Genomic DNA, 23,208 nt, shown 5'->3' on the forward strand with positions numbered 1-23,208 from the left:
GATGATCGGGAACCTCGTGTGTCATTCCAATTAATAAAATAGTAAATTCATCATTTTTACTTTTATTCAAAAGTAAGATCTTACCCAAATAATCTATGAAGATTGATTCTAATTTCCTGATCATTGTCTAGTTTTTACTACAATTCTCTTATTTGTATTATAAGAATATGAAAGTATATATATTAAATTAATGGAGTAAATCAAGAGATTGAAATCACTGTCTTGGTTTTTGTAATTTAATCGCATATAGGTGATATAAAAATGAAACATATCTATCTTAAGACCCTGTTAGCCTCTTCGATAATCCTAGCAGCAGGTTGTTCAAGTAATGGAAGTGATACAAACAATCTGAGTAATCAACTTGGCGCAGATGCTGAGCCAGTATTAACACCAGTAGCGGTTGAAGCGAGCGGGCACGATGGTAACGGCCCTGATAGACTTTTTGATAATGATATTAAAACTCGTTGGTCTGCAAGTGGTGATGGGCAATGGGCGGTACTTGATTACGGTTCAGCACATGAATTTAATGCTATTCGTGCAGCGTTTAGCAAAGGTAATGAGCGTAAAACTAAATTTGATCTTTTAGTCAGCACCGATGGCAAAACTTGGACGCCAGTGCTTCAAAATCAAGAAAGCTCAGGTGGCGTTATTGGGTATGAGCGTTTTGAATTTGCCCCAGTAACTGCGCGTTATATCAAATATGTAGGTCATGGTAATTCATCAAACGATTGGAATAGTGTGACAGAATTAGCACCATTAAATTGTGGAATTAATGCTTGTCCAAGTAATCAAATTATCACTCCTGATGTTATTGCCGCAGAGCAAACAACAATCGCTCAAATGAAAGCAGAAGAAAAAGCCCAGAAAAATGCCCGTAAAGATTTACGTAAAGGTAATTTTGGTGCGCCAGCTGTCTATCCTTGTTTAACCACCGTTAAATGTGACACTTCGTCAGCACTACCAACTCCGACTTTGCCAGCAGCGCCAAAAGCTGGAAATAAACCAGGTCAGAACTTTGATTTAACAACATGGTATTTATCGCAACCATTTGATCACGATAATAATGGTCGCCCTGATGATGTTTCAGAATGGGATTTAGCTAATGGTTATGAGCACCCTGATGTATTTTATACAGCCGCTGATGGTGGCTTGGTATTCAAGACTTTTGTAAAAGGTACTCGTACGTCAGCAAATACAAAATATGCACGTACAGAATTACGAGAAATGTTACGCGCGGGTGACGGTTCAATTTCAACTAAAGGTGTAAATAAAAACAACTGGGTATTTAGCTCTGCGCCAGTCGCGGATCAAAAAGCAGCGGGTGGTGTCGATGGCGTATTAGAAGCGACATTAAAAATTGATCACACGACTACTACAGGTGAGCCAGGTGAAGTTGGACGCTTTATTATCGGTCAAATTCACGATCAAGATGATGAACCAATTCGTTTGTACTACCGTAAACTGCCTAACCATGAGAAAGGAACGGTTTACTTTGCACACGAAAACACACTACAAGGTACCGATACTTACTACAATTTGATTGGTGGTATGACAGGTGAAATTGGCGATGAAGGTATCGGGCTTGGTGAGAAATTCAGCTATCGTATTGAAGTAAAAGGCAACACGATGACCGTCAGTGTTACACGTGATGGTAAGCTTGGTGCGAAGCAAGTGGTTGACATGAGTGAAAGTGGTTACGATGTTGGTGGTAAATACATGTACTTCAAAGCAGGTGTATACAACCAAAATATCTCTGGTGATTTAGACGATTACGTACAAGCAACTTTCTACGAATTAGAAAAATCTCACGACACTTACACTGGTAAGTAATATTAAAAACGAATTAATGAACTTATGATGAAAGCCAGTAGGGACCTCTACTGGCTTTTTTATTTGTTTTTTAATTTACTCTTTATGTTTCCATGCTTTAATTTATGTATGACTGAATTCTACATATTTACTTTCAATTTGATCGTTTAGTTAAGCTTACAAGTGTTTCGCTTTTTTATGAAATTAAGGTAATATCCGGTTAAAACGTAACACCTGTACTCTCAAATACGTGTACTCTCAAATGGGTAAAATCTATGTCTCTTGAAGCTTTTCATCTTATTCGGTTAATACAACAGCAAAGTTCACTAAAAGGTGACGCGATTGCGTTAGAAGGGTTTGAAACTAAAGCACCATGGGATCAAGTTTCATGGGAACAATTGAATAAGCACACCAACAAGCTCGCAAGCGTGCTTATCCAGTTAGGTGTAGATGTTCAAGATAAATGCGCCATCCTATCTCAGAATTGCCCTCAATGGACATGTGTTGATCTCGCCATATTAAAAGCACGTAGTGTTGTCGTTCCACTTTATCCAACCAATACATTAGAGCAAGCTCAGTTTATTCTTGAGGATTCGGATGTAAAGGTACTGTTCGTTAATGATGAACAGCAATATGAAATGGCGTGTAGATTACAAGCTTTAGTGCCGATGATTGAAACCATTGTGGTATTTGATGATTCGGTAGACCTAGACTATACCAAGCAGCATTTTCATTTATATTCTTTGCTTGAAGATGATTTCTTAATTGAAAATGAGACGAACGAGCAATTTGAACAACGCTTGGTTGAAGCTAATTTAAGCGATCTTGTTACCTTGATCTATACCTCGGGTACTACAGGAGATCCAAAAGGTGTCATGTTAGATTATCGAAATTTTGCATCGACCATTTCGCAACATGATGAGATTTTAGATTTTACCGATCAGGATACGTCACTCGCTTTTTTACCGCTAAGTCATGTTTTTGAACGCAGTTGGACTTTCTATGTTTTAAGTCGTGGTGGTAAAAACGTCTATTTGCAAGATACGAACCGTATTAAACAAGCGATTGTCGCAACACGACCAAATACACTATGTGTTGTACCGCGTTTCTTAGAGAAAGTGTACAGCGCCATTCAAGATCAAGTTTCAAAAGGCAGTAAAGTTAAACAAGGCATTTTTGCTTGGGCATTGAAGGTTGGCTCTCGTCAATTTGATGTGACTCAAGGGCGTGCGAAAGGTACTCCATTTTTAACTTGGCAGCATAATCTTGCCGATAAATTAGTGTTTGAAAAACTGAGAAATGCACTTGGTGGGAAATTAAAATTTATGCCTTGTGGCGGTGCAGCTTTAGATGCCAATGTGGCTGCTTTTTTTCATGCGATTAATGTGCCTGTGTTATGTGGCTATGGTATGACAGAAACCACCGCAACCGTAACCTGTAATACTATTGGAAATAGAGTGACAGGCTCAAATGGCAAACCATTATCAGGTATGGAAATAAAGCTTGGTACAGATAATGAAATACTTATCCGTGGTGAAACGGTGATGCGTGGTTATTATAATCGCCCAGAAGAAACCGTATCAAATTTTGAAAATGGTTGGCTAAAAACGGGTGATGCCGGTGAATTTGATGAGGAAGGTAACCTTTATATTACCGACCGCATTAAAGAGTTAATGAAAACCTCTAATGGAAAGTATATTGCCCCACAGCGCGTTGAAGGCAAGGTAGGTTGCTGCCCATTCATTGAACAAGTGGCAATTATAGCCGATGCAAAAAGCTATGTAACCGCGCTCATTGTACCTACTTTTGAGTCGTTAGATGCTTGGGCAAAAGAAAAGGGTATTCGTTATGAGTCTCCTTTGGAGCTTCTACGTAATAGTTATGTGATCGAGCACTTTGAACAGCGATTAAAAATCATGCAAAAAGAGCTTGCCAGTTTTGAGAAGATCAAAAAATTCACGCTATTACCGAATGCTTTTTCTATTGAAGAAGGTTTGATCACACCGACGCTAAAATTGCGTAGAAAAAATATTTACGCGACTTATTCAAAAGAGATACAAGCAATGTATCAACCGATTTGATTGATGCATATCCAAACTGAATGACATCTTCAAATTCATTAATAAACAGAATGTTAGATAAGGTCAATTAATAGGGTAATAATTATTTTAATTTACCCTATTAAAATTGATTGCGTTATAAATAATTTTTGTGCTATTTTCCGCAACAATCTCAAGGTTCAAAGTTTTACCTTAGGGGGATACGCGTAAGGACATTCAAGCTGATTGTGCCATTACGTATGAGTAGGTACTGCTAACATCATGTTATCAGTAGACGGGAACCGATACGTAAAAGACAAACGTATTGTTATAGGAAGCCCAACATTGAATACATTAACCCAGATTTTAAAAATCAGCTTTACACATCTAAACCGCTCAATCGTGGCATTTTTGCGTACGATGGAATGGGCCAATATTACGAGCCTAACTTGCTACAGTTGTGCTCCGTTAAATCGTCGTACTTCAAATATAACCGAACCTTGAGTTCAAACTACTAATTCATCGAATTGCTTTTGCATTTCATGCCCTTATTGTACTTGATGATCTCATTCAAGTGGCAAGGGCTGCTTTTAGTATCTTCAACCTATACCATAAAATTACATGAATAAGTTGAAGTGGTTTGGCTATTAATCCAGCCAATATTTGCTTGTATATACCGTTTGAAGGGTTCTCTTAAATGACCACAGCTTTTGATTTTGAGCTTAATAATGCTCACACACCGTTTACCACCAATATTCCTTATATCGATGGTGTGTATGATCTTGAACTCGATCAGGTTTTGCTTGATCAAGAACAACATGAATCAGCGGTTCGTTCGTATCCACGTCGTTTACCGATTGCGATTAAACGTGCTTATGGTGCTTTAGTTGAAGATACACGTGGCCAACTGTTTTTAGATTGTTTGGCGGGAGCAGGTACCTTAGTACTTGGCTATAACCACCCTGAAATTAACCAAGCGTTAAAAGAACAGCTTGATTCAGGACTGCCTTACCAAACACTTGATATTACAACACCATCGAAAGATCGTTTTATTAAACAAGTGAAAGCCTTTTTACCTCAAGATTTTGCTGAAAATTCCGTGATCCAATTCTGCGGTCCTTCTGGCGCAGATGCAGTAGAAGCTGCCATCAAACTGGCGAAACAAACCACAGGTCGCAATACTATGGTGGCATTTCGTGGTGCTTATCATGGAATGACTAACGGTACGATGGGCATGATGGGGAACCTTGGCACGAAAGCGCGTCGTACTGGTTTAATGTCTGATGTTCACTTTATGCCTTTCCCATACAGCCTACGCTGCCCATTTGGTCTGGGTGGAGATGAAGGCGCGAAGCAAAGCATTCGTTATATTGAACGTATGTTAAATGATGATGAAAGTGGTATTCAAAAGCCAGCGGCTATCATTGTTGAACCAGTTCAAGGCGAAGGTGGTGTGATCCCAGCGCCTGCTTTTTGGCTACGTGAGCTGCGCCGTATTACTCAAGAGCACGGCATTTTATTGATTTTTGATGAAATCCAATGTGGCGTAGGTAAAACAGGTCATAACTTTGCATTTGAAGAATCGGGTATTTCACCGGATATTCTTTGTTTATCAAAGGCGATTGGTGGTGGTTTACCGATGTCGATTTTAGTCTTCAATAAATCGATCGATACATGGAATCCGGGCGAACACACTGGAACATTCCGTGGTAATCAGCTTGCAATGGTTTCTGGTGCAAAGGCGTTAGAAATTATTCAACGTGATAACTTAGTTGAGCATGCAAAATCTGCCGGTCAATATTTGCGTGAAGGCTTAGAGCAAATTCAACGTGAAGTCGGTTGTATTGCTGAAGTGCGCGGTAAAGGTTTAATGCTAGGCGCAGAAGTGGTCAACCCGAACGGTGAGCTAAACAAGTTTGGTGAACGCATTCCAGCATCGGATCTGACCTTAAAAATTCAACGCGCAGCACTTGAGCGTGGCTTGATGATTGAAAAGGGTGGGCGTGATGGTTCGGTATTGCGTTTCTTGCCACCGATCATCATTAGCTTTGAACAAATTGATTTTGCATTGAAAACATTGAAAGCGGCGATTATTGCTGCTGGTGGTGGTATTGATCCTGAAAATCCTCAGCCGTCACAACAAGAATTTGAACATCAAGATTGGCAACAGCACTTTATTCAAACAGGTGCTAAAGGTGCTGATAGCTTTGAGCAAGCGATGAATCAAACCACTCAAGCAATGAAAGCAGTATTTGAAGCCGTGGATAAGCCTTATTCAGGTATTGACCCGCAATTGCTGAAAGCGCAAATTGAAGCGGTGAATTTAGATTCAAGCAACAGTGATTTACAGCAAGTGATCAACAGCACCACCAACTTGGTGGCGAAGAACTCTATTTTTGTTCAGCACCCAAATTGCATTGCTCATTTGCATACACCGCCATTAGTTCCAGCGATTGCGGCGGAAGCGATGATTGCGTCATTAAATCAATCGATGGATTCATGGGATCAAGCGTCTGCTGCGACCTATGTTGAGCAGCGAGTATCGGATTGGTTATGTGCGAAATATGAATTAGGCGATAAAGCCGATGGTGTGTTCACCAGTGGTGGAACGCAAAGTAACCAAATGGGGCTATTACTTGCTCGTGACTGGATTGCCGATAAGTTAAGCCAGCATTCGATTCAAAAGTTAGGTTTGCCTGAATACGCCGACAAATTGCGTATTGTGTGTTCTAAAAAATCACATTTTACCGTACAAAAAACGGCTTCGTTAATGGGATTGGGTGAAGCGGCCGTCGTGTGTGTTGATACGCATATTGATGGCACCATTGATACCAATGCTATGGCCTCTACCTTAAGTGAGTTAAAAGCAAGTGGTTTAATTCCATTTGCCATGGTAGGGACTGCGGGCACAACCGATCACGGTGCGATTGATGATTTAAACGCATTAGCTGATTTAGCCGAGCAACATGATCTATGGCTTCATGTGGATGGTGCCTATGGTGGCGCTTTGATCTTAAGCAGTCATAAAGACCGTTTAGCCGGTATTGAACGTGCCTCGTCAATTAGTGTCGATTTCCATAAGTTGTTCTATCAACCAATCAGCTGCGGCGCCGTATTGCTAAAAGACAAAGCGAACTTTAAGTACTTATTGCATCATGCGGATTACTTGAATCGTGAAACCGATGAATTGCCAAACTTGGTTGATAAGTCAATGGCAACTACACGTCGTTTTGATGCACTCAAAGTATTCATGACCATGCAAAGTGTTGGTACTCAAGCGCTTGGTGATATGTACGATCACTTAATTGAACAGACTCAACAGGTCGCTCAATTAGTGGCAAACAATGCCGCATTTGAACTACTGGCACCGCCAGCATTATCTACCGTATTGATGCGTTATAGTAATGCAAATTTGTCTGTAGAAGCGCAAGATGATCTTAACCGTAAGATCCGCATTGAAGCGTTAATTCGTGGTATTGCCGTATTAGGTGAAACTACGGTGGATGGTAAAGCGGCATTGAAATTTACGATTTTGAATCCGTGTCTTAAACTGTCTGATTTTGAAAAACTGCTCAATGAGATTAATGAATTAGCTCAAGTGTTAACCAGCGAAGGTTCATTACGTTAATCATAATTACGCCTTACTATTGAATGATGGTAAGGCGTAAATTTTTATTTAGATATTAACTTTGAATTATTCAGGATTGATATCCAATGAAATACATATTTTCACTATTTAGATTTGCAATAGTGAAGTTTAAACATTAAGAAGGAAGGTGCATAAAAGATGTCTATTTTACAAATTGGTGCTGGTGGAGTTGGTTGGGTTGTCGCTCATAAAGCGGCTCAAAATAATGATGTTCTTGGTGATATTACTTTAGCCTCTCGTACGATAGGCAAGTGCGAGAAAATTATTGAGTCAATTAAGGGAAAGAACAACTTAAAAGATCCCTCTAAAAAATTAGAAGCTCGATTTGTAGATGCTGACGATGTTGCCTCTTTAGTCGCATTAATTAACGAAGTGAAACCTGACTTGGTTATTAATGCCGGTCCTCCTTGGGTTAACGTCACCATTATGGAAGCGTGTTACCAAGCCAAAGTGTCTTATCTTGATACATCCGTTGCGGTTGATTTATGTAGCGAAGGACAACAAGTACCAGAAGCATACGATCCACAATGGGCATTCCGTGAAAAATTTGCACAAGCAGGTATTACCGGCATTTTAGGCGCAGGTTTTGATCCGGGTGTCGTGAGTGTCTTTGCCGCTTATGCAGTGAAACACTTATTTGATGAGATCGATACCATTGATGTCATGGATGTGAACGCGGGCGATCACGGTAAAAAGTTTGCCACTAACTTTGACCCAGAAACCAATATGCTTGAAATCCAGGGTGATTCTTTCTATTGGGAAGAGGGCAGTTGGAAACAAGTTCCATGTCATACGCGTATGCTTGAATTTGATTTCCCTAATTGTGGTGAATTTAAAGTGTATTCAATGGCGCACGATGAAGTTCGTTCAATGCAAGAATTCATTCCGGCCAAGCGCATTGAATTCTGGATGGGTTTTGGTGATACCTACTTGAATTACTTCAATTGTATGAAAGACATTGGTCTACTAAGCCCAGATCCAATCACGCTGCAAGATGGCACTGTGGTTGAGCCGTTAAAAGTATTGAAAGCGTTATTGCCCGATCCAACGTCTCTTGCTCCGGGTTACACAGGTAAAACCTGTATTGGTACTTGGGTTCAAGGCATCAAAGACGGCAAAGCACGCAGTGTGTTTATTTATAACAACGCGGATCACGAAGTGGCTTACCAAGATGTTGAGCACCAAGCGATTGCTTATACTACGGGTGTTCCTGCCATTACCGCTGCGCTTCAGTACTTTAAAGGTAGCTGGAACGAAGCCGGTGTCTTCAACATGGAACAATTGGATCCTGATGGTTTCCTAGAAACCATGCCAAGTATTGGTCTAGATTGGCATGTTCAAGAACTAGCGCCGGGTCAACCGAAGATTAATATCTTAAAGTAAAAAACGAGGGTCTAGTCCCTGAGCTACCCCTTTAAAGATTTAGGCAGTAATAGTTGTTATTACTGCCTATTTAATTGTTTAAGTCAGTGCTTTCCTTGAAACGAGGAACTAGCACCTAGAAACTGGTTCTCAACGATGCCAAACAATCTCCAAACCCCTTATTTCATGATTGACGAGTCTAAGCTTATCCATAATCTTGAAATTGCAAAAAAACTTAAAGAATTAAGTGGTGTGAAATTAGTGTTAGCACTCAAGTGTTTTTCTACTTGGGGTGTGTTCGACATCATTAAACCTTATCTTGATGGCACGACAAGTAGTGGCCCTTACGAAGTTAAGTTAGGCTACGAAACCTTTGGAAAAGAGACACACGCTTACAGTGTCGGCTACAGCGAAGAAGATGTAAAAGCGGTGGTTGGCATGTGTGACAAGATGATCTTCAACTCATTAAGTCAACTTAACGCACATCGTCACCTTGTGGAAGGCAAGGCATCTATTGGTATTCGTTTAAATCCGGGCGTGAGCCGAGCTGGGCAAGATTTAGCCGATCCCGCGCGTCAATTTTCTCGCTTAGGTGTGCAAGAAGGGCAGTTAACCAGTGAGCTCTTTGATGAGCTTGATGGCGTGATGTTCCACATGAACTGTGAGAACAAATCGGCGGATGATTTCATTGACCTGCTCACCAGTATTTCACAACGTTTCGGTGCCTATTTAGATAAGCTTGACTGGGTGAGCCTTGGTGGCGGTGTATTCTTTACTTGGCCGGGTTATGAAGTAGAAAAGTTGGCTCAAGCATTAAAGCATTTTAGTGAAAAACATGGCGTACAGGTTTACTTGGAGCCAGGTGAGGCGATCATTACCAAAACAGCCGATTTAGTGGTTACCGTGGTGGATATTGTTGAAAATGGTATGAAAACGGCCATTGTGGATTCTGCGACTGAAGCTCATCGCCTAGATACTTTGATTTATAATGAACCAGCTTCGATTGGTGAGGCTTCTGAAAGTGGTGACCACGAATATGTCATTGGTTCTTGTTCTTGTCTTGCTGGGGATCAGTTCTGTATTGCTCGCTTTGACGAGCCATTAAAAATAGGTCAGCGTTTACACATATTAGATAGTGCCGGCTATACCATGGTAAAACTAAACTGGTTTAATGGTTTAAAAATGCCGAGTGTGTATTGCCAACGCAGCAATGGTGAGATCCAAAAACTCAATGAATTTGACTATCAAGACTTTAAGCGGACTTTGTCGCAGTGGTCGGTTAGCTAATTCGAAGTCATTTGGGAACAGTGGTTGAAAGTTTGATAAGGAATATCACTTTCGCTTGTGAATTGTCAGAAAATGCCGTCATGTTGAATCATGGTGGCATTTTTTCTTTTCAAAGAGAAATGAAGGGCATAGAGTAAAGGAGCTAACAAAATACGTTGTTTGTTATGAAATGAAGGAGTGCTCGCTATGCTCGTTAAATCGTCAAATGTTATTGCTCAACATGGTGCTAAATCAGCGCAGTTATTACTGGTTTTTTTAGAGGAGCAACCAAAAGAATTTCAACACAAGCTCATTCCTAACTTGGATTATATCGATCCAAGAGCACTAAATGATAATGGTATTACTCTACTTGAAGTTAGCCATATCGCAGGGAATCAGTACACTTTATCTTATCAATATGATTGGTTTGTATTCAGTGGTTGTACCGATACCGATCTGACTGGCACAGATAAAAATAAAGTGTCCTTTAACATATCAGAAAATGGCGATCTTACTTTTGATCTTAGTGCTTTAGGTTTGTAATTTTAGAAAGCTTATTGATAAGGTGAGGCTTGTTTGTGAAGCCTTACCTTTTTATTTCCAGCCTTAGAGTGTTTCGTTAATGACTCGTGTGCCAGCACTAATAGCTTGTAATTCAGAGATAATATCTTGGATGTTGGTTTCAGAAGGGATTTGAATACTTAACCGAGAGGTAAACATGCCTTCTTGAATTCCGGTTTCGCCCGCTAGAAATACGCGATGACTATGAATGCTTAGAATTTGTGCTCGTTCTTTTTCAAGAGTATGGGTGATTTCGCTGACAATACCAGAGCGTTCATCAGTATCAAACCTTAGCTCATAGACTTCTTCTTCAGGATGTTTTATAGGCGTAGCAGGCGCGAAATGAACAGTAAGGCTTGGTTCGGATAAAAACGCTTGCTGAATGGCGTTTACTTGATCGGTGGGGCATTCAATTTTGATGAGGCCAGCCACTTGTTGATCTAAATAGTTAATCTTACTCACGACCCAACGAGCATGGCTTTGGTGACTCATTAAAGCTAGTCGTTTCAACGATGTAGGCTGGGCTTCACCCGAAAAGTTAACGATAAATAAGGTGGATTCAGACATCATATTCTCCCATTACCATTATTTAACCAGTTTCAATACTTATAAGTGTATCCACCAAATGGGAAAAAGCATCATTGAAATCTTAAAATTACTGTATTCGTTTCCAATTTATTTGTATTTTTAATTCACTTTACTTAAAAACGGACTGAAAAATTTAAGGAGACAAATTGTGAATCAAACGGCGCACCAGAATCTATAGCAAAATTCGCCGCATCTTGATTGCCAAACCAAGGTGTAGTATTAAAGCTGGCGTCTGCATCTGCGCCCCATGAATCTGTGACCCAATGGTGAATATGCCCTACAGGGTTTAAGAAAAATAAACTGATATTCCCTAAAATGCTTGAACCAAAAACTTCACCATCCATTTCAGTAGTCAAATAATGCTCGGCTTTATACATACTTTCACCCACCATCGCGCCAAAAAAAGGTGTGATAAATAAATCTTGCCAAGATGGGACTTCTGCAAACGCTTCTACACCGTATTCCCAGAAAAATGTCGACATGGTAAATGAATAAAGGAATGAGTCGAATTCATTAAAACCTGAATGGCGGGCAGCGGTGTAATACACACCACCAAAATATGGGTGCATAATATAATTAAGATAATGGGCATCCTCATCCCATACCGGGCCTTCAGACACATTTTCTTTCCACTTATCCCCTAATCCACTTAACGAGCGTTGATCGCTGTCCCATTTTGTTACACTTTCTGGTAATAATGTCATTAGGCCGACGGTGGCGACACTGAGCCCTAAAATAGTGTAAGTTTGTTCTAAGAGGTAATCCCAATCTCTACCATCCGATGTAGTAAGGTAACGTGGTATGTTGTCACTATTGGTCGCTGCATTAGCATTGAGATTTAATGAAAAATCTTTATTGGCTTTTGGTGGCTGGCAATAAGTTTCATTGGCAATGTTGATATCACAGCTTACGGAATAGGAAAATGAACCGTATTGCAGGGGCGTATCGGCTGATGTCGGGCTTGCAAACGCAATACTTGGGATGCTGGTAATCAATGCAACGATGGCAGATTTATTCACTCGGTATATCCTTATTTTTCGGGTGATTCATTGATTACAACTTATGCTAGCGTTCAAGGTGTTGGATAATATCAATAAAACGTTCAACAATGTTCAAGTTTCTATATTGTTTTCGTATTTATTTGTTCCGAATAATTCATTTTATCAATATAAAAATCAAGAGGGTTAGTAGATGGTCAAAATTTCCATGCTGAGTACAGGGGAAGAGGTATTACATGGCGACATTGTTGATACTAATGCGTCTTGGTTATCGGAACTGTTTTTTGAGCAAGGTTTCGCTCTCGATTATCGAAGTACCGTTGGCGATCAACTTGAAGAATTAACCACCGAGATTATTGCACTCAGTCAGCGTAGTGACGTTGTTATAGTAAATGGAGGCTTAGGACCTACAAGTGATGATTTAAGCTCTCTTGCGGCAGCTCAAGCAGCTGGAGTTGCACTTGAATTAAACCAAGAGTGGTTGGCGACCATCACCGAGTATTTTTCACGTATTGGCCGTCCTATGGCTGACAGTAATGCAAAGCAAGCGATGCTTCCGCAGGGCGCTATAGTTATCGATAACCCAGTTGGCACAGCATGTGGATTTAGTATCGAATTAAACGGTGCACTGGTTTTGTTTACCCCAGGAGTGCCGTTTGAATTTAAAAAAATGGTACGTGATGAAATCTTACCGACTTTAAAATCACGCTTTCCTGATGTTGAAAGATTAGTATGCAATAAGATTTATACCTTCGGTCTAGGTGAATCTGGAATTGCGGATACATTAAGCTCGTTAGATATACCAGAGGCTTTTAGCTTAGGTTACCGTTCGTACATGCCTTTTATTGAAGTGAAAGTATTTAGTCCGTATTCAGATTCAAAAATTGAAACGGTATTAACTGCGATTACAGAACAATTGAAAGATAATGTATTAGGTATTAATCAGCCATTAATTGAAGTCTTAGGTGATGGGTTGATGGATAAACAATGGCAGTTATCTGCATTAGAGCAAGTGACTGGTGGTGAATTAGCGCGCCAAATGTATCAATCTGAATCAACCCAGCAATCATTCATTCAAAGTGTTGTTGATAATCAAGCTGAACCATTAACTGAATTGACGGATGCGTTATTGCTGGCCAATGAATACCGTTTGGATACGCAATCCGATATTGTTTTAGCCAATTTTAAACTAGATGATGAAAGCTTTGCTTTAGCATTGAGCTCTAAACTAGGAAATTACGTTCAAAATGTGACTTTTAAGCGTACTTATCCGATTAAAGCTCAGCAAGTATTAATCACTACGGTACTATTAGATATGTTGCGTCGTCATATTAACGATGAATCTCCATTCGTGGAATTTGGGCATTTTGAACGGTTATCCGTTATTGAGAGAAAGCAATGAATGTAGATAAAGCGAAGAAACGTATCGCCAAAAAAGTAAAAAATGGGTTTAAAGGTTACCCACTTGTCACGATTACTTACTTTGGCCAAGACAAGGATTTAGCCACCGAGGTCTCGATTAGCTATCTAGAGGCGGAAGGAGAGCAAGTTCAGGTACAAAATTTTAAATGTGAAAATGAAATTAGAGATGATGAAACCATTCAGTCTGTTCTGTTAAAAGTTATCGAACGATCGAATGCAGCAAGTGTAGTAGAGGAGGACGGCATAACCCTTCTTTAAATGAAGTTTTCTAACATACTCAATACCCACAGAATTTTTTAGCGTTTTCTGTTGGGTATTTGAGCATTTGGTTACTGATTAAGTTGTTCATGACATTTACATGACAAATGAAATGAGTGTTTTTCATAATGTGCGCTGATGATTTTAAATGAGATGTATTATGAAATTATCAACACTTTTACCAGCACTACCTATTCTGTTTATTACCACATCTACTTACGCTGCTGATGAATCAACCTCTGTAACGGATAGTGGAAAACTTTCTGGTGGTGCTAAGCTAGGCTTTATTTATTCTAATGCTTCTACCAGTTCGACATCCTTGAATTCAGGTGGCTGGCTGAAGTATGAGAAAGAAAAATGGACAAACGATTTTAAGGCTAGCACCTACTATACAAAGTCCTCTGATTCTGAAGATGATGGAACCAACAAATATTCATTAAGTTATAAGGTTTCTTATCAGATTGCTGAACGATATAAAGCTTTTATTGATAATGAATATGAGCATGACCAATTTGAAACTTATCGTGCGGTCTATTCAATGACCACTGGTATAGAAAGAGCGTTAATTAAAACTGAATCTAGTGAATTGAATGTTGGTGGTGGTCCTGGTTATCGTTACAGTAAACGACAGACGAATGATATTGATGCACCTAATCAGGTATCTGAAGATTTAATTGCTAACGCTTTCATCAACGGAAAAACAAAACTAACCGATAGTCTTTCCATTGGTGGGGATGCCGAAGTTGATTATGGTGAATCTAATACAACCTATACTTTTGGTGCAAATTTAAGCAATAAGTTAGTCGGTAATGTGGCGTTAGTTTTAGATGCTCAATATATTTATAATACCGAAGTTGCTTCGGATAAAAGTAACGATGAGATCTACACCACTGTAAGTATCAGCTACGATTTCTAAATTCATTCGCGTGTATTGAAATAGATGCTCATTTCATGAGTTGATTGGCTTATGTGAAAGCATGTAAAGTAAGGTACAAAACGAAAAAAGGCTAAGTCTTCATATTAAGACTTAGCCTTTTTGTTATTAATATACGTAAGTGATATCAAAATGCAGAATTCACATCTAATCTTTTAGGCAGTCATATTAGGCGCGTTGTTTTACTGATTGGTAACGAACATGCTCTAAAACTACATCTGATTTAGCCTTGCAGATACAAGGTAAAATTTCTTTTGGATGAGTAAATGCCAATGCAAATCCAACATATTCGACATCACCAGAAACCAACTCACACTTGCAAGCGCCACAATGCCCATCACGGCATTGAAACTCAGGTGCTAAATTGGCTTGCTCCATCGCTTCTAATAAAGTATCGGATGGGTTAATCAATATTTGACGGTTATGGTTGATTTGCATTTTTTTCATAAGTAATTAGTGCCTATTACAGTTCAAAATCACCGAAGTCACCCGAATCGACTTCATTATCGATTTGGCCAACTAGATAAGAACTGATTTCAGCTTCTTGTGGGGCAACTTGTACGTTATCTGAAGATAACCAAGCATTGATCCAAGGGATTGGATTGCTAGTCGCATTAGGATAAGCCATATCTAAACCAACTGCTTGCATGCGAATGTTCGTAATGTACTCAACATATTGACAAAGAATATCTTTATTTAAGCCAATCATTGAACCATCTTTAAATAGGTATTCTGCCCATTCTTTTTCTTGTTCTGCCGCTTGTTTGAATAGATCAAAACACTCTTGTTTACATTCTTCAGCAATTTGCATAAAGCTGAAATCATCTTGACCATTTCGTAAGATATTCAGCATGTGCTGTGTACCAGTCAGATGAAGAGCTTCATCACGAGCAATCAATTTGATGATCTTAGCATTACCTTCCATCAGCTCACGCTCAGCAAACGCAAATGAACACGCAAAGCTGACATAAAAACGAATGGCCTCTAATGCATTGACAGACATTAAGCATAGGTACAATTGTTTTTTCAGATCGTACAAGCTAACTTTAACCGTCTCACCATTAAGTGTGTGTGTACCTTCACCATAGCGGTGGTAATCATTTGTTAAACGGATCAATTCATCGTAGTAATGTGCAATGTCTTTCGCACGCTTTACAATGTGCTCGTTTTCGACGATATCATCAAATACAACACTTGGATTGTTCACAATATTACGGATGATGTGCGTGTAAGAACGAGAATGGATAGTTTCAGAGAAAGACCACGTTTCAATCCAGGTTTCTAATTCAGGCAAAGATACTAATGGTAAAAGAGCAACGTTAGGGCTACGGCCTTGTATTGAATCCAGCAGTGTTTGATATTTTAAATTACTGATAAAAATGTGTTTTTCATGCTCAGGTAACTTATTGTAATCAATACGGTCACTTGATACATCGACTTCTTCTGGACGCCAGAAAAAGGATAATTGTTTTTCGATCAGTTTTTCGAAAATTTCGAATTTTTGTTGGTCATAACGAGCAACGTTGACGGACTGACCTAGAAACATAGGTTCTTTTAATTGATCATTTTTATTCTGATTAAAAATACTGTAAGCCATGTTAACCTCTTAAATGAACGGTGATCCTCACCACTCATCGTGCAACTTATTGAGTAAAGATAAGTGAAATGCACGTTTACCATTATGGTAATTCTTAATGAAAGCAGCCTGCGGTAAGGCAGGCTACGTAAAATCATGAATAATGATTAGATCTTACAAGCGCCGCCTGCACAATCATCATCTTCTACTTCAATAACTACACCTGAATCGTTTTGGTCATCGCTCGCACCATCACGAGTGTTATGGTAGTACAACGTTTTTAAACCATATTTGTATGCAGTTAGTAAGTCTTGCAACAATAACTTCATGGGTACCTTGCCGCTAGGCTGTACGCTTGGGTCATAGTTTGTGTTCGCAGAAATTGACTGATCAACAAACTTTTGCATGATACCTACCAATTGTAGGTAACCGTTGTTTGACGGAATTTTCCACAGTAGCTCGTATTGATTTTTGAGTGTTTGATACTCAGGAACGACTTGCTTCAAGATACCGTCTTTTGATGCTTTAACGGATACAAAACCGCGTGGTGGTTCAATACCATTGGTTGCATTTGAAATTTGTGAAGACGTTTCAGATGGCATTAGCGCTGTTAAGGTTGAGTTGCGTAATCCATGTGTTGTGATTTCATTACGCAAGGCTTCCCAATCAAGATGTAGAGGTTCATTACAAATCGCATCTAAATCTTTCTTATAAGAATCGATTGGTAGAATACCTTGAGCATAAGTTGTTTCATTGAAAGCAGGACAAGCGCCTTTTTCTTTCGCAAGCTCAACAGAGGCTTTTAACAAGTAGTATTGAATGGCTTCAAAAGTGCGGTGGGTAAGACCATTAGCACTGCCATCAGAGTATTTCACACCGTTTTTCGCAAGATAGTAAGCGTAGTTAATTACACCCACACCAAGAGTACGACGGTTCATGGTCGCTTTACGAGCTGCTGGAAGAGGGTAATCTTGGTAATCCAACAAAGCATCTAATGCGCGAACGACTAAATCTGAAAGTTCTTCAAAATCAGTTAACGATTTAATTTCGCCAAGGTTGAAAGCTGAAAGAGTACACAGGGCAATTTCGCCTTCTTCATCATCAACATTACTTAATGGTTTTGTTGGAAGAGCAATTTCCAGACATAAGTTAGATTGACGAACGGGTGCGACACTTGGATCAAAAGGGCTGTGTGTATTACAGTGATCGACGTTTTGAATGTAAATGCGGCCGGTTGAAGCACGCTCTTGCATAAGCAATGAGAATAAATCAACGGCTTTTACTGTCTCACGTTTGATAGATGAATCAGCTTCGTATTTAACATACAGTTCTTCAAATTTATCTTGATCTTCAAAGAATGCATCATATAGACCAGGAACATCAGAAGGTGAGAATAAACTGATGTGACCGCCTTTAATTAAGCGTGAATACATCAGTTTGTTTAACTGAACACCATAATCCATGTGACGAACACGGTTTTCTTCCACACCACGGTTATTTTTCAATACTAATAGAGATTGAACTTCACCGTGCCATAATGGATAAAACATGGTCGCAGCACCGCCACGAACGCCACCTTGAGAACAGCATTTTACGGCAGTTTGAAAGTATTTATAAAATGGGATACAGCCAGTATGGAATGCTTCGCCATTGCGGATCTCAGAGCCTAACGCACGGATACGGCCAGCATTAATACCAATACCTGCACGCTGAGATACGTAGCGAACAATAGAGCTTGCAGTAGCGTTGATAGAATCAAGGCTATCACCACATTCAATTAATACACATGAGCTGAATTGACGAGTAGGGGTACGCACACCAGCCATAATTGGAGTCGGTAGAGAAATTTTAAAAGTAGACACCGCATCGTAAAAACGTTTGATGTAATCTAAACGTGTTTCTTGTGGGTACTTAGCAAATAAACAAGCAGCAACCAAAATGTATAAAAACTGTGCGCTTTCGTAGATTTCTTTCGTTACACGGTTTTGAACGAAGTATTTGCCTTCAAGCTGTTTAACGGCGGCATACGAAAAATTCAGATCACGGTTGTGATCAATGAAATTATCGATGATTTGGAATTCTTCAGCAGTGTAATCTTCTAATAAATGCTTGTCATATTTACCCATATCAACCAGTTTTGATACGTGGTCAAAGAGTTTTGGTGGCTCAAATTGACCATAAGCTTTTTTACGTAGATGGAATACGGCTAAACGAGCGGCTAAATATTGATAATCAGGGGTTTGCTCTGAAATAAGATCCGCAGCGGATTTTATGATGGTTTCATGGATATCTGAAGTGGTAATGCCATCATAAAATTGAATGTGCGCTTTAAGTTCTACTTGAGATACCGAAACGTTTTCTAGGCCTTCCGCAGCCCAAGTGATCACTCGGTGGATCTTCTCAAGATCAATCGTTTCTTTGCACCCGCCACGCTTAGTGACTGTCAATTGTTCGTTCATTCGAGTTGAGTTCCCTAACTAAAATTATAACAGGCTGAAAATTTGATATTTAGGTTGTTGGCAAGCATTATTTGTGATTTCACATTATCTCTGTTGAGAAGTGAAAACACTATATATTGGGTCGTTCCAACGTATGGGTTACAAGATAGTGCGAAAGGGCTTAATTTTCAAGTTACGAAAATGTGATCTCTTGTGGATAACATTGGGATAGAAAATTTTCTGTAAGTAGACACTAACCTTTGCAATTATGTATTGCTTGAATGAAGCAGATTGTGAATTTAAAAGTGCCGATTTTCTATGCGATCAAAAAAATATTTATCTTGATCTTTATAATAAAATGATCTCGAAAATGAGTGATTTAATAATGAGCGATCAAGCACATTTTTTGATTGCAATAATGTAAAAAAGCGCGATGAAAAGTCATTGCGCTCATTTGTGGAATTTTTAAAAATTAATCTCTATTAATAATGATTAATTTATGAGTTTGGTGTGGATAATGTAATTTACATCCACATTTTTGCCTAAAGAGTACTCATCAGTAAGAGGGTTGTATTTTAAACCGGTAATAGACTGTTCTTGCAGTGGGGTATGATCCACCATTTTTAATAACTCTGATGGTTTGATGAACTTAGCATGTTCATGTGTGCCTTTCGGGACTATCTTCATAATTTGTTCCGCACCGACAATCGCAAATAAATAAGATTTCATATTACGATTTAAGGTCGAGAAGAAGACATGTCCACCCGGTTTCACCAGTGTAGCGCAGGCTTGAACAACAGATAAAGGATCAGGAACATGTTCAAGCATTTCCATACAAGTGACGACATCATAAGTTTGAGGGTTTTGCTGTGCATGATCTTCAATGGTGCTTTGTATATATGAAAGAGAGACACCGGCTTCTAGAGCGTGCAGTCTAGCGACTTCTAATGGCTCTTTACCCATATCGAGCCCTGTGACTTCAGCACCTTCTTTTGCCATGCTTTCAGCTAAGATACCGCCTCCACAACCGACATCTAATACTTTTTTACCGAATAAACCATTCGCACTGTCTAAGACAAAGTTAAGCCTCAATGGGTTGATTTGGTGTAATGGCTTAAATTCACCATTAAGATCCCACCAACGAGAAGCCATATCTTCAAACTTCTTAATTTCAGCAGGATCAACATTTTGTTTAGTCGTCATTCTAGTCATTCTTTGAGTAATTAACGAGTCGCAACTATAACAGGAAAGGAAAGCGCAAGAAAATGGAGACTTTCAATACTGTGAAAAGAAAAGTTACTGAAAAAAGACATAAAAGTTAACTCAGTTCAATTTTTCTGCAGTTAAAGCGTGAGGTAGGCATCAAGTGATTAAAAGCACTATGAAATAGATGCCGGATTGCATATTTTTGTGTTATATTTTTACACCTTGTGCGTATCGCAATTTTAAAGCTATTTTTACAGCTTTTACCAAAATCACGCGATCAAAAAGATATAGAGGGATAATGGCTCTATGAGCGATTTAGCTAAACAAATTACGCCAGTAAATATTGAAGATGAACTTCGCGGTTCATATCTTGATTATGCGATGTCTGTCATCGTGGGTCGTGCACTTCCAGATGTACGTGACGGCCTAAAACCCGTTCACCGTCGTGTTTTATTCGCGATGAATGTACTGGGTAATGATTGGAATAAGCCTTATAAAAAATCTGCCCGTGTGGTTGGTGACGTAATTGGTAAGTATCACCCTCATGGTGATAGCGCCGTTTACGATACTATCGTTCGTATGGCTCAACCATTCTCACTTCGTTATATGCTTGTCGATGGTCAGGGTAACTTCGGTTCGATTGATGGTGACTCTGCCGCTGCGATGCGTTACACCGAAGTTCGCATGTCCAAAATGGCACATGAACTTCTCGCTGACCTTGATAAAGAAACGGTAGATTACGTCGATAACTACGACGGTACCGAAAGAATTCCAGCCGTTCTTCCTACTAAAATTCCAAACTTACTTGTCAATGGTTCTTCAGGTATTGCAGTCGGTATGGCCACCAACATTCCACCTCATAACCTAGGTGAAGTATTAGATGGTTGCTTGGCATATATTAATAATGAAGATGTCACCATCGATGAGTTGATGGAATATATTCCTGGGCCTGACTTCCCAACGGCAGCATTAATTAGTGGCCGTAAAGGCATTATCGACGCTTATAAAACAGGGCGCGGTAAAGTTTACATGCGTTCTAAAGCACACATTGATGTTGAAACGAATGGTCGCGAGACGATTGTTGTGACGGAAATTCCGTACCAAGTGAACAAAGCTCGTGTCATTGAAAAAATTGCAGAATTAGTAAAAGACAAAAAAGTTGAAGGCATTAGTGCGCTGCGTGATGAGTCGGATAAAGACGGCATGCGTATCGTGATTGAGTGTAAGCGTGATGCTGTGGGTGAGGTTGTTTTAAACAATTTGTACTCTCAAACTCAGCTGCAAACGACGTTTGGTGTGAACATGGTTGCTCTTGATAACGGCCAACCGAAATTGTTCAACTTAAAAGAAATGCTTAAGTGTTTCGTTGATCACCGTCGTGAAGTCGTCACTCGTCGTACGATTTTTGAATTACGTAAAGCTCGTGATCGTGCTCATATCCTTGAAGCCTTGTCTCTTGCTTTATCAAATATCGATGAAATTATCGAACTTATCAAAAATGCTCCAACGCCAGCAGAAGCTAAAATTGGTTTGGTTTCTCGTGGTTGGCCGCTTGGTAATGTTGCTGGCATGCTTGAGCGAGCAGGTACAGATGCAGCACGTCCAGATTGGTTGGAAGACCAATACGGTATCCGTGATGGTGAATACTTCTTAACCGAGCAACAAGCACAAGCGATTCTTGAATTGCGTCTACACCGTCTAACGGGCTTAGAGCATGAGAAAATTCTTGATGAATACAAAGCACTTCTTGATGAAATCGCTGAATTAATTCACATTCTTTCAAGCACAGAGCGTTTGATGGAAGTGATTCGTGAAGAATTAGAAGCGGTTCGTGAAGGCTTTGGTGATGCTCGTCGTACCGAAATTACTGCTGCTGTGCATGATATCGATATGGAAGAGTTGATTGCACAAGAAGATGTAGTTGTCACACTTTCTCACGAAGGTTACGTTAAATACCAAATTCTAAGCGATTACGAAGCACAACGTCGTGGTGGTAAAGGTAAGAGTGCAACCAAGATGAAAGATGAAGATTTCATCGAACGTCTACTTGTTGCTAACACCCACGATAATATTTTATGTTTCTCGACTCGTGGTAAAACTTATCGCCTGAAAACATACCAACTGCCGTTTGCGAGCCGTAATGCTCGTGGTAAACCAATTGTCAATATTCTTCCATTAGAAGAGAACGAGCGTATTACCGCAATTCTTCCTGTGACTGAATTTAGCGAAGATAAGTTTATCTTTATGGCAACGGGTGACGGTACGGTTAAGAAAACATCGTTAGCAAGCTTTGCGAATGTACGTTCTAACGGCTTAATTGCAGTAAATCTACGCGAAGATGATTCCCTTATTGGTGTTGACATTACTAACGGTGAAGATGAAATCATGCTGTTCTCGAAAGAGGGTAAAGTGGTTCGCTTCAGTGAAGGTCATGTCCGTGCAATGGGACGTACTGCTTCTGGTGTACGTGGTATTCGTTTAGCAGAAGGCGATCAAGTGGTATCACTGATTGTTCCTGTCAGCGATGGTGGCGATGTGCTTACCGTAACTGAAAATGGTTATGGTAAACGTACGGTGATTACTGAATACCCAACCAAAGGACGTGGCACTAAAGGTGTTGTATCGATTAAAGTTTCTGAGCGTAACGGGCAAGTAGTCGGTGCAGTTCAGGCGCTAGATGCAGATGAGTTTATGATGATTACGAATGCAGGTACTTTAGTACGTACTCGTGTATCAGAAGTGAGCCAAGTAGGCCGTAACACTCAAGGTGTGACACTGATTCGTACTTCAGAAGATGAGAAAGTTGTAGGATTACAACGTATCGAAGAAGTCGAAGATGAAGTGCTTATTGATGGTGAAGGAAACGCTGAAAATTCGGACGCTTCTGAAGAACCAACGTCAAGCAACCCATCAACTGATGATGCTGCTGAAACTGACTCAAACGATGAAGAATAAGCGATAAGCTTAATCATTCAACGTATTAAACCGGAAGTGTTAAGCTTCCGGTTTTTTTATATCAATTTTTGCATTTTATAGAAACATCACCAGAACCACCGTATTATTAAATAATGAATACCATATGGCGAGTCTTGAGAATGTGTG

The 23,208-nt window shown here is 39.7% G+C and carries 16 protein-coding genes; 10 read left to right on the forward strand and 6 right to left on the reverse strand.

Annotated features, from left to right (window positions below; genetic code table 11):
* Positions 1-261: 261 nt before the first annotated feature.
* From A1QC_RS01960 to A1QC_RS01985, 6 genes are all read left to right on the forward strand, one after another.
* Positions 262-1,830 (forward strand): polysaccharide lyase family 7 protein, encoded by a 1,569-nt coding sequence (locus A1QC_RS01960; protein WP_017024544.1) that lies wholly within the window; start codon positions 262-264, stop codon positions 1,828-1,830.
* A gap of 254 nt (positions 1,831-2,084) precedes the next feature.
* A complete protein-coding gene (locus A1QC_RS01965) occupies positions 2,085-3,890 on the forward strand; it encodes an AMP-dependent synthetase/ligase (RefSeq protein WP_017024545.1) in 1,806 nt (601 codons plus the stop codon).
* A 655-nt stretch (positions 3,891-4,545) separates the two neighbouring features.
* Positions 4,546-7,476 carry a pyridoxal phosphate-dependent class III aminotransferase gene (locus A1QC_RS01970; protein WP_017024546.1) on the forward strand — a complete coding sequence of 977 codons (2,931 nt, stop codon included), beginning with the start codon at positions 4,546-4,548 and terminating at the stop codon, positions 7,474-7,476.
* 159 nt (positions 7,477-7,635) lie between these two features.
* The gene (locus tag A1QC_RS01975; protein ID WP_017024547.1) at positions 7,636-8,880 is read left to right on the forward strand and encodes a carboxynorspermidine synthase; all 1,245 of its coding nucleotides are present in this window, start codon (positions 7,636-7,638) and stop codon (positions 8,878-8,880) included.
* A gap of 135 nt (positions 8,881-9,015) precedes the next feature.
* Positions 9,016-10,146, forward strand: coding sequence for a carboxynorspermidine decarboxylase (gene nspC, locus A1QC_RS01980; RefSeq protein ID WP_017024548.1), 1,131 nt, complete (start codon positions 9,016-9,018; stop codon positions 10,144-10,146).
* A gap of 186 nt (positions 10,147-10,332) precedes the next feature.
* Positions 10,333-10,668, forward strand: coding sequence for a hypothetical protein (locus A1QC_RS01985; RefSeq protein WP_017024549.1), 336 nt, complete (start codon positions 10,333-10,335; stop codon positions 10,666-10,668).
* A gap of 63 nt (positions 10,669-10,731) precedes the next feature.
* Here the strand turns inward: A1QC_RS01985 and A1QC_RS01990 are convergent, their stop codons facing one another.
* The gene (locus A1QC_RS01990; RefSeq protein ID WP_017024550.1) at positions 10,732-11,253 is read right to left on the reverse strand and encodes an ACT domain-containing protein; all 522 of its coding nucleotides are present in this window, start codon (positions 11,251-11,253) and stop codon (positions 10,732-10,734) included.
* A gap of 134 nt (positions 11,254-11,387) precedes the next feature.
* Positions 11,388-12,293, reverse strand: coding sequence for a DUF3943 domain-containing protein (locus A1QC_RS01995; RefSeq protein ID WP_017024551.1), 906 nt, complete (start codon positions 12,291-12,293; stop codon positions 11,388-11,390).
* 172 nt (positions 12,294-12,465) lie between these two features.
* On the opposite strand from A1QC_RS01995, the gene A1QC_RS02000 reads away from it, so the two are divergent.
* The 3 genes from A1QC_RS02000 to A1QC_RS02010 all read left to right on the forward strand — a co-directional run bounded on the left by A1QC_RS02000 (position 12,466) and on the right by A1QC_RS02010 (position 14,868).
* A complete protein-coding gene (locus tag A1QC_RS02000) occupies positions 12,466-13,674 on the forward strand; it encodes a CinA family nicotinamide mononucleotide deamidase-related protein (protein ID WP_017024552.1) in 1,209 nt (402 codons plus the stop codon).
* Positions 13,671-13,952, forward strand: coding sequence for a hypothetical protein (locus tag A1QC_RS02005; RefSeq protein WP_017024553.1), 282 nt, complete (start codon positions 13,671-13,673; stop codon positions 13,950-13,952). Before A1QC_RS02000 ends, A1QC_RS02005 begins: the two co-directional genes overlap by 4 nt.
* A gap of 160 nt (positions 13,953-14,112) precedes the next feature.
* The gene (locus A1QC_RS02010) at positions 14,113-14,868 is read left to right on the forward strand and encodes a DUF481 domain-containing protein (RefSeq protein ID WP_017024554.1); all 756 of its coding nucleotides are present in this window, start codon (positions 14,113-14,115) and stop codon (positions 14,866-14,868) included.
* A gap of 186 nt (positions 14,869-15,054) precedes the next feature.
* Here the strand turns inward: A1QC_RS02010 and yfaE are convergent, their stop codons facing one another.
* From yfaE to ubiG, 4 genes are all read right to left on the reverse strand, one after another.
* Complete coding sequence (yfaE, locus tag A1QC_RS02015; protein ID WP_017024555.1) at positions 15,055-15,333, reverse strand: class I ribonucleotide reductase maintenance protein YfaE; 279 nt, start codon at positions 15,331-15,333, stop codon at positions 15,055-15,057.
* Between the two features lie 16 nt (positions 15,334-15,349).
* On the reverse strand, positions 15,350-16,483 hold the full coding sequence (gene nrdB / locus A1QC_RS02020) for a class Ia ribonucleoside-diphosphate reductase subunit beta (protein ID WP_017024556.1): 1,134 nt from the start codon (positions 16,481-16,483) through the stop codon (positions 15,350-15,352).
* A 146-nt stretch (positions 16,484-16,629) separates the two neighbouring features.
* Entirely contained in the window at positions 16,630-18,921 is a 2,292-nt protein-coding gene (nrdA, locus tag A1QC_RS02025; protein ID WP_017024557.1) for a class 1a ribonucleoside-diphosphate reductase subunit alpha, read from the reverse strand.
* A 471-nt stretch (positions 18,922-19,392) separates the two neighbouring features.
* A complete protein-coding gene (gene ubiG / locus A1QC_RS02030) occupies positions 19,393-20,103 on the reverse strand; it encodes a bifunctional 2-polyprenyl-6-hydroxyphenol methylase/3-demethylubiquinol 3-O-methyltransferase UbiG (RefSeq protein WP_017024559.1) in 711 nt (236 codons plus the stop codon).
* 309 nt (positions 20,104-20,412) lie between these two features.
* Between ubiG and gyrA the strand changes: the two genes are divergently transcribed.
* A complete protein-coding gene (gene gyrA, locus A1QC_RS02035; RefSeq protein WP_017024560.1) occupies positions 20,413-23,061 on the forward strand; it encodes a DNA topoisomerase (ATP-hydrolyzing) subunit A in 2,649 nt (882 codons plus the stop codon).
* Positions 23,062-23,208 lie beyond the last annotated feature (147 nt).

Origin of the sequence: Vibrio rumoiensis 1S-45, from assembly GCF_000286955.2 — a bacterium.
GTDB classification, from domain to species: Bacteria; Pseudomonadota; Gammaproteobacteria; order Enterobacterales; family Vibrionaceae; genus Vibrio; species Vibrio rumoiensis_A.

Bases quoted from the DNA above. Each gene is read 5' to 3' on its own strand.
- A1QC_RS01960 (WP_017024544.1), top strand. From the start codon at position 262: ATGAAACATATCTATCTTAAGACCCTGTTAGCCTCTTCGATAATCCTA.
- A1QC_RS01965 (WP_017024545.1), top strand. From the start codon at position 2,085: ATGTCTCTTGAAGCTTTTCATCTTATTCGGTTAATACAACAGCAAAGT.
- A1QC_RS01970 (WP_017024546.1), top strand. From the start codon at position 4,546: ATGACCACAGCTTTTGATTTTGAGCTTAATAATGCTCACACACCGTTT.
- A1QC_RS01975 (WP_017024547.1), top strand. From the start codon at position 7,636: ATGTCTATTTTACAAATTGGTGCTGGTGGAGTTGGTTGGGTTGTCGCT.
- nspC (WP_017024548.1), top strand. From the start codon at position 9,016: ATGCCAAACAATCTCCAAACCCCTTATTTCATGATTGACGAGTCTAAG.
- A1QC_RS01985 (WP_017024549.1), top strand. From the start codon at position 10,333: ATGCTCGTTAAATCGTCAAATGTTATTGCTCAACATGGTGCTAAATCA.
- A1QC_RS01990 (WP_017024550.1), bottom strand. From the start codon at position 11,253: ATGTCTGAATCCACCTTATTTATCGTTAACTTTTCGGGTGAAGCCCAG.
- A1QC_RS02000 (WP_017024552.1), top strand. From the start codon at position 12,466: ATGGTCAAAATTTCCATGCTGAGTACAGGGGAAGAGGTATTACATGGC.
- A1QC_RS02005 (WP_017024553.1), top strand. From the start codon at position 13,671: ATGAATGTAGATAAAGCGAAGAAACGTATCGCCAAAAAAGTAAAAAAT.
- A1QC_RS02010 (WP_017024554.1), top strand. From the start codon at position 14,113: ATGAAATTATCAACACTTTTACCAGCACTACCTATTCTGTTTATTACC.
- yfaE (WP_017024555.1), bottom strand. From the start codon at position 15,333: ATGAAAAAAATGCAAATCAACCATAACCGTCAAATATTGATTAACCCA.
- nrdB (WP_017024556.1), bottom strand. From the start codon at position 16,483: ATGGCTTACAGTATTTTTAATCAGAATAAAAATGATCAATTAAAAGAA.
- nrdA (WP_017024557.1), bottom strand. From the start codon at position 18,921: ATGAACGAACAATTGACAGTCACTAAGCGTGGCGGGTGCAAAGAAACG.
- ubiG (WP_017024559.1), bottom strand. From the start codon at position 20,103: ATGACGACTAAACAAAATGTTGATCCTGCTGAAATTAAGAAGTTTGAA.
- gyrA (WP_017024560.1), top strand. From the start codon at position 20,413: ATGAGCGATTTAGCTAAACAAATTACGCCAGTAAATATTGAAGATGAA.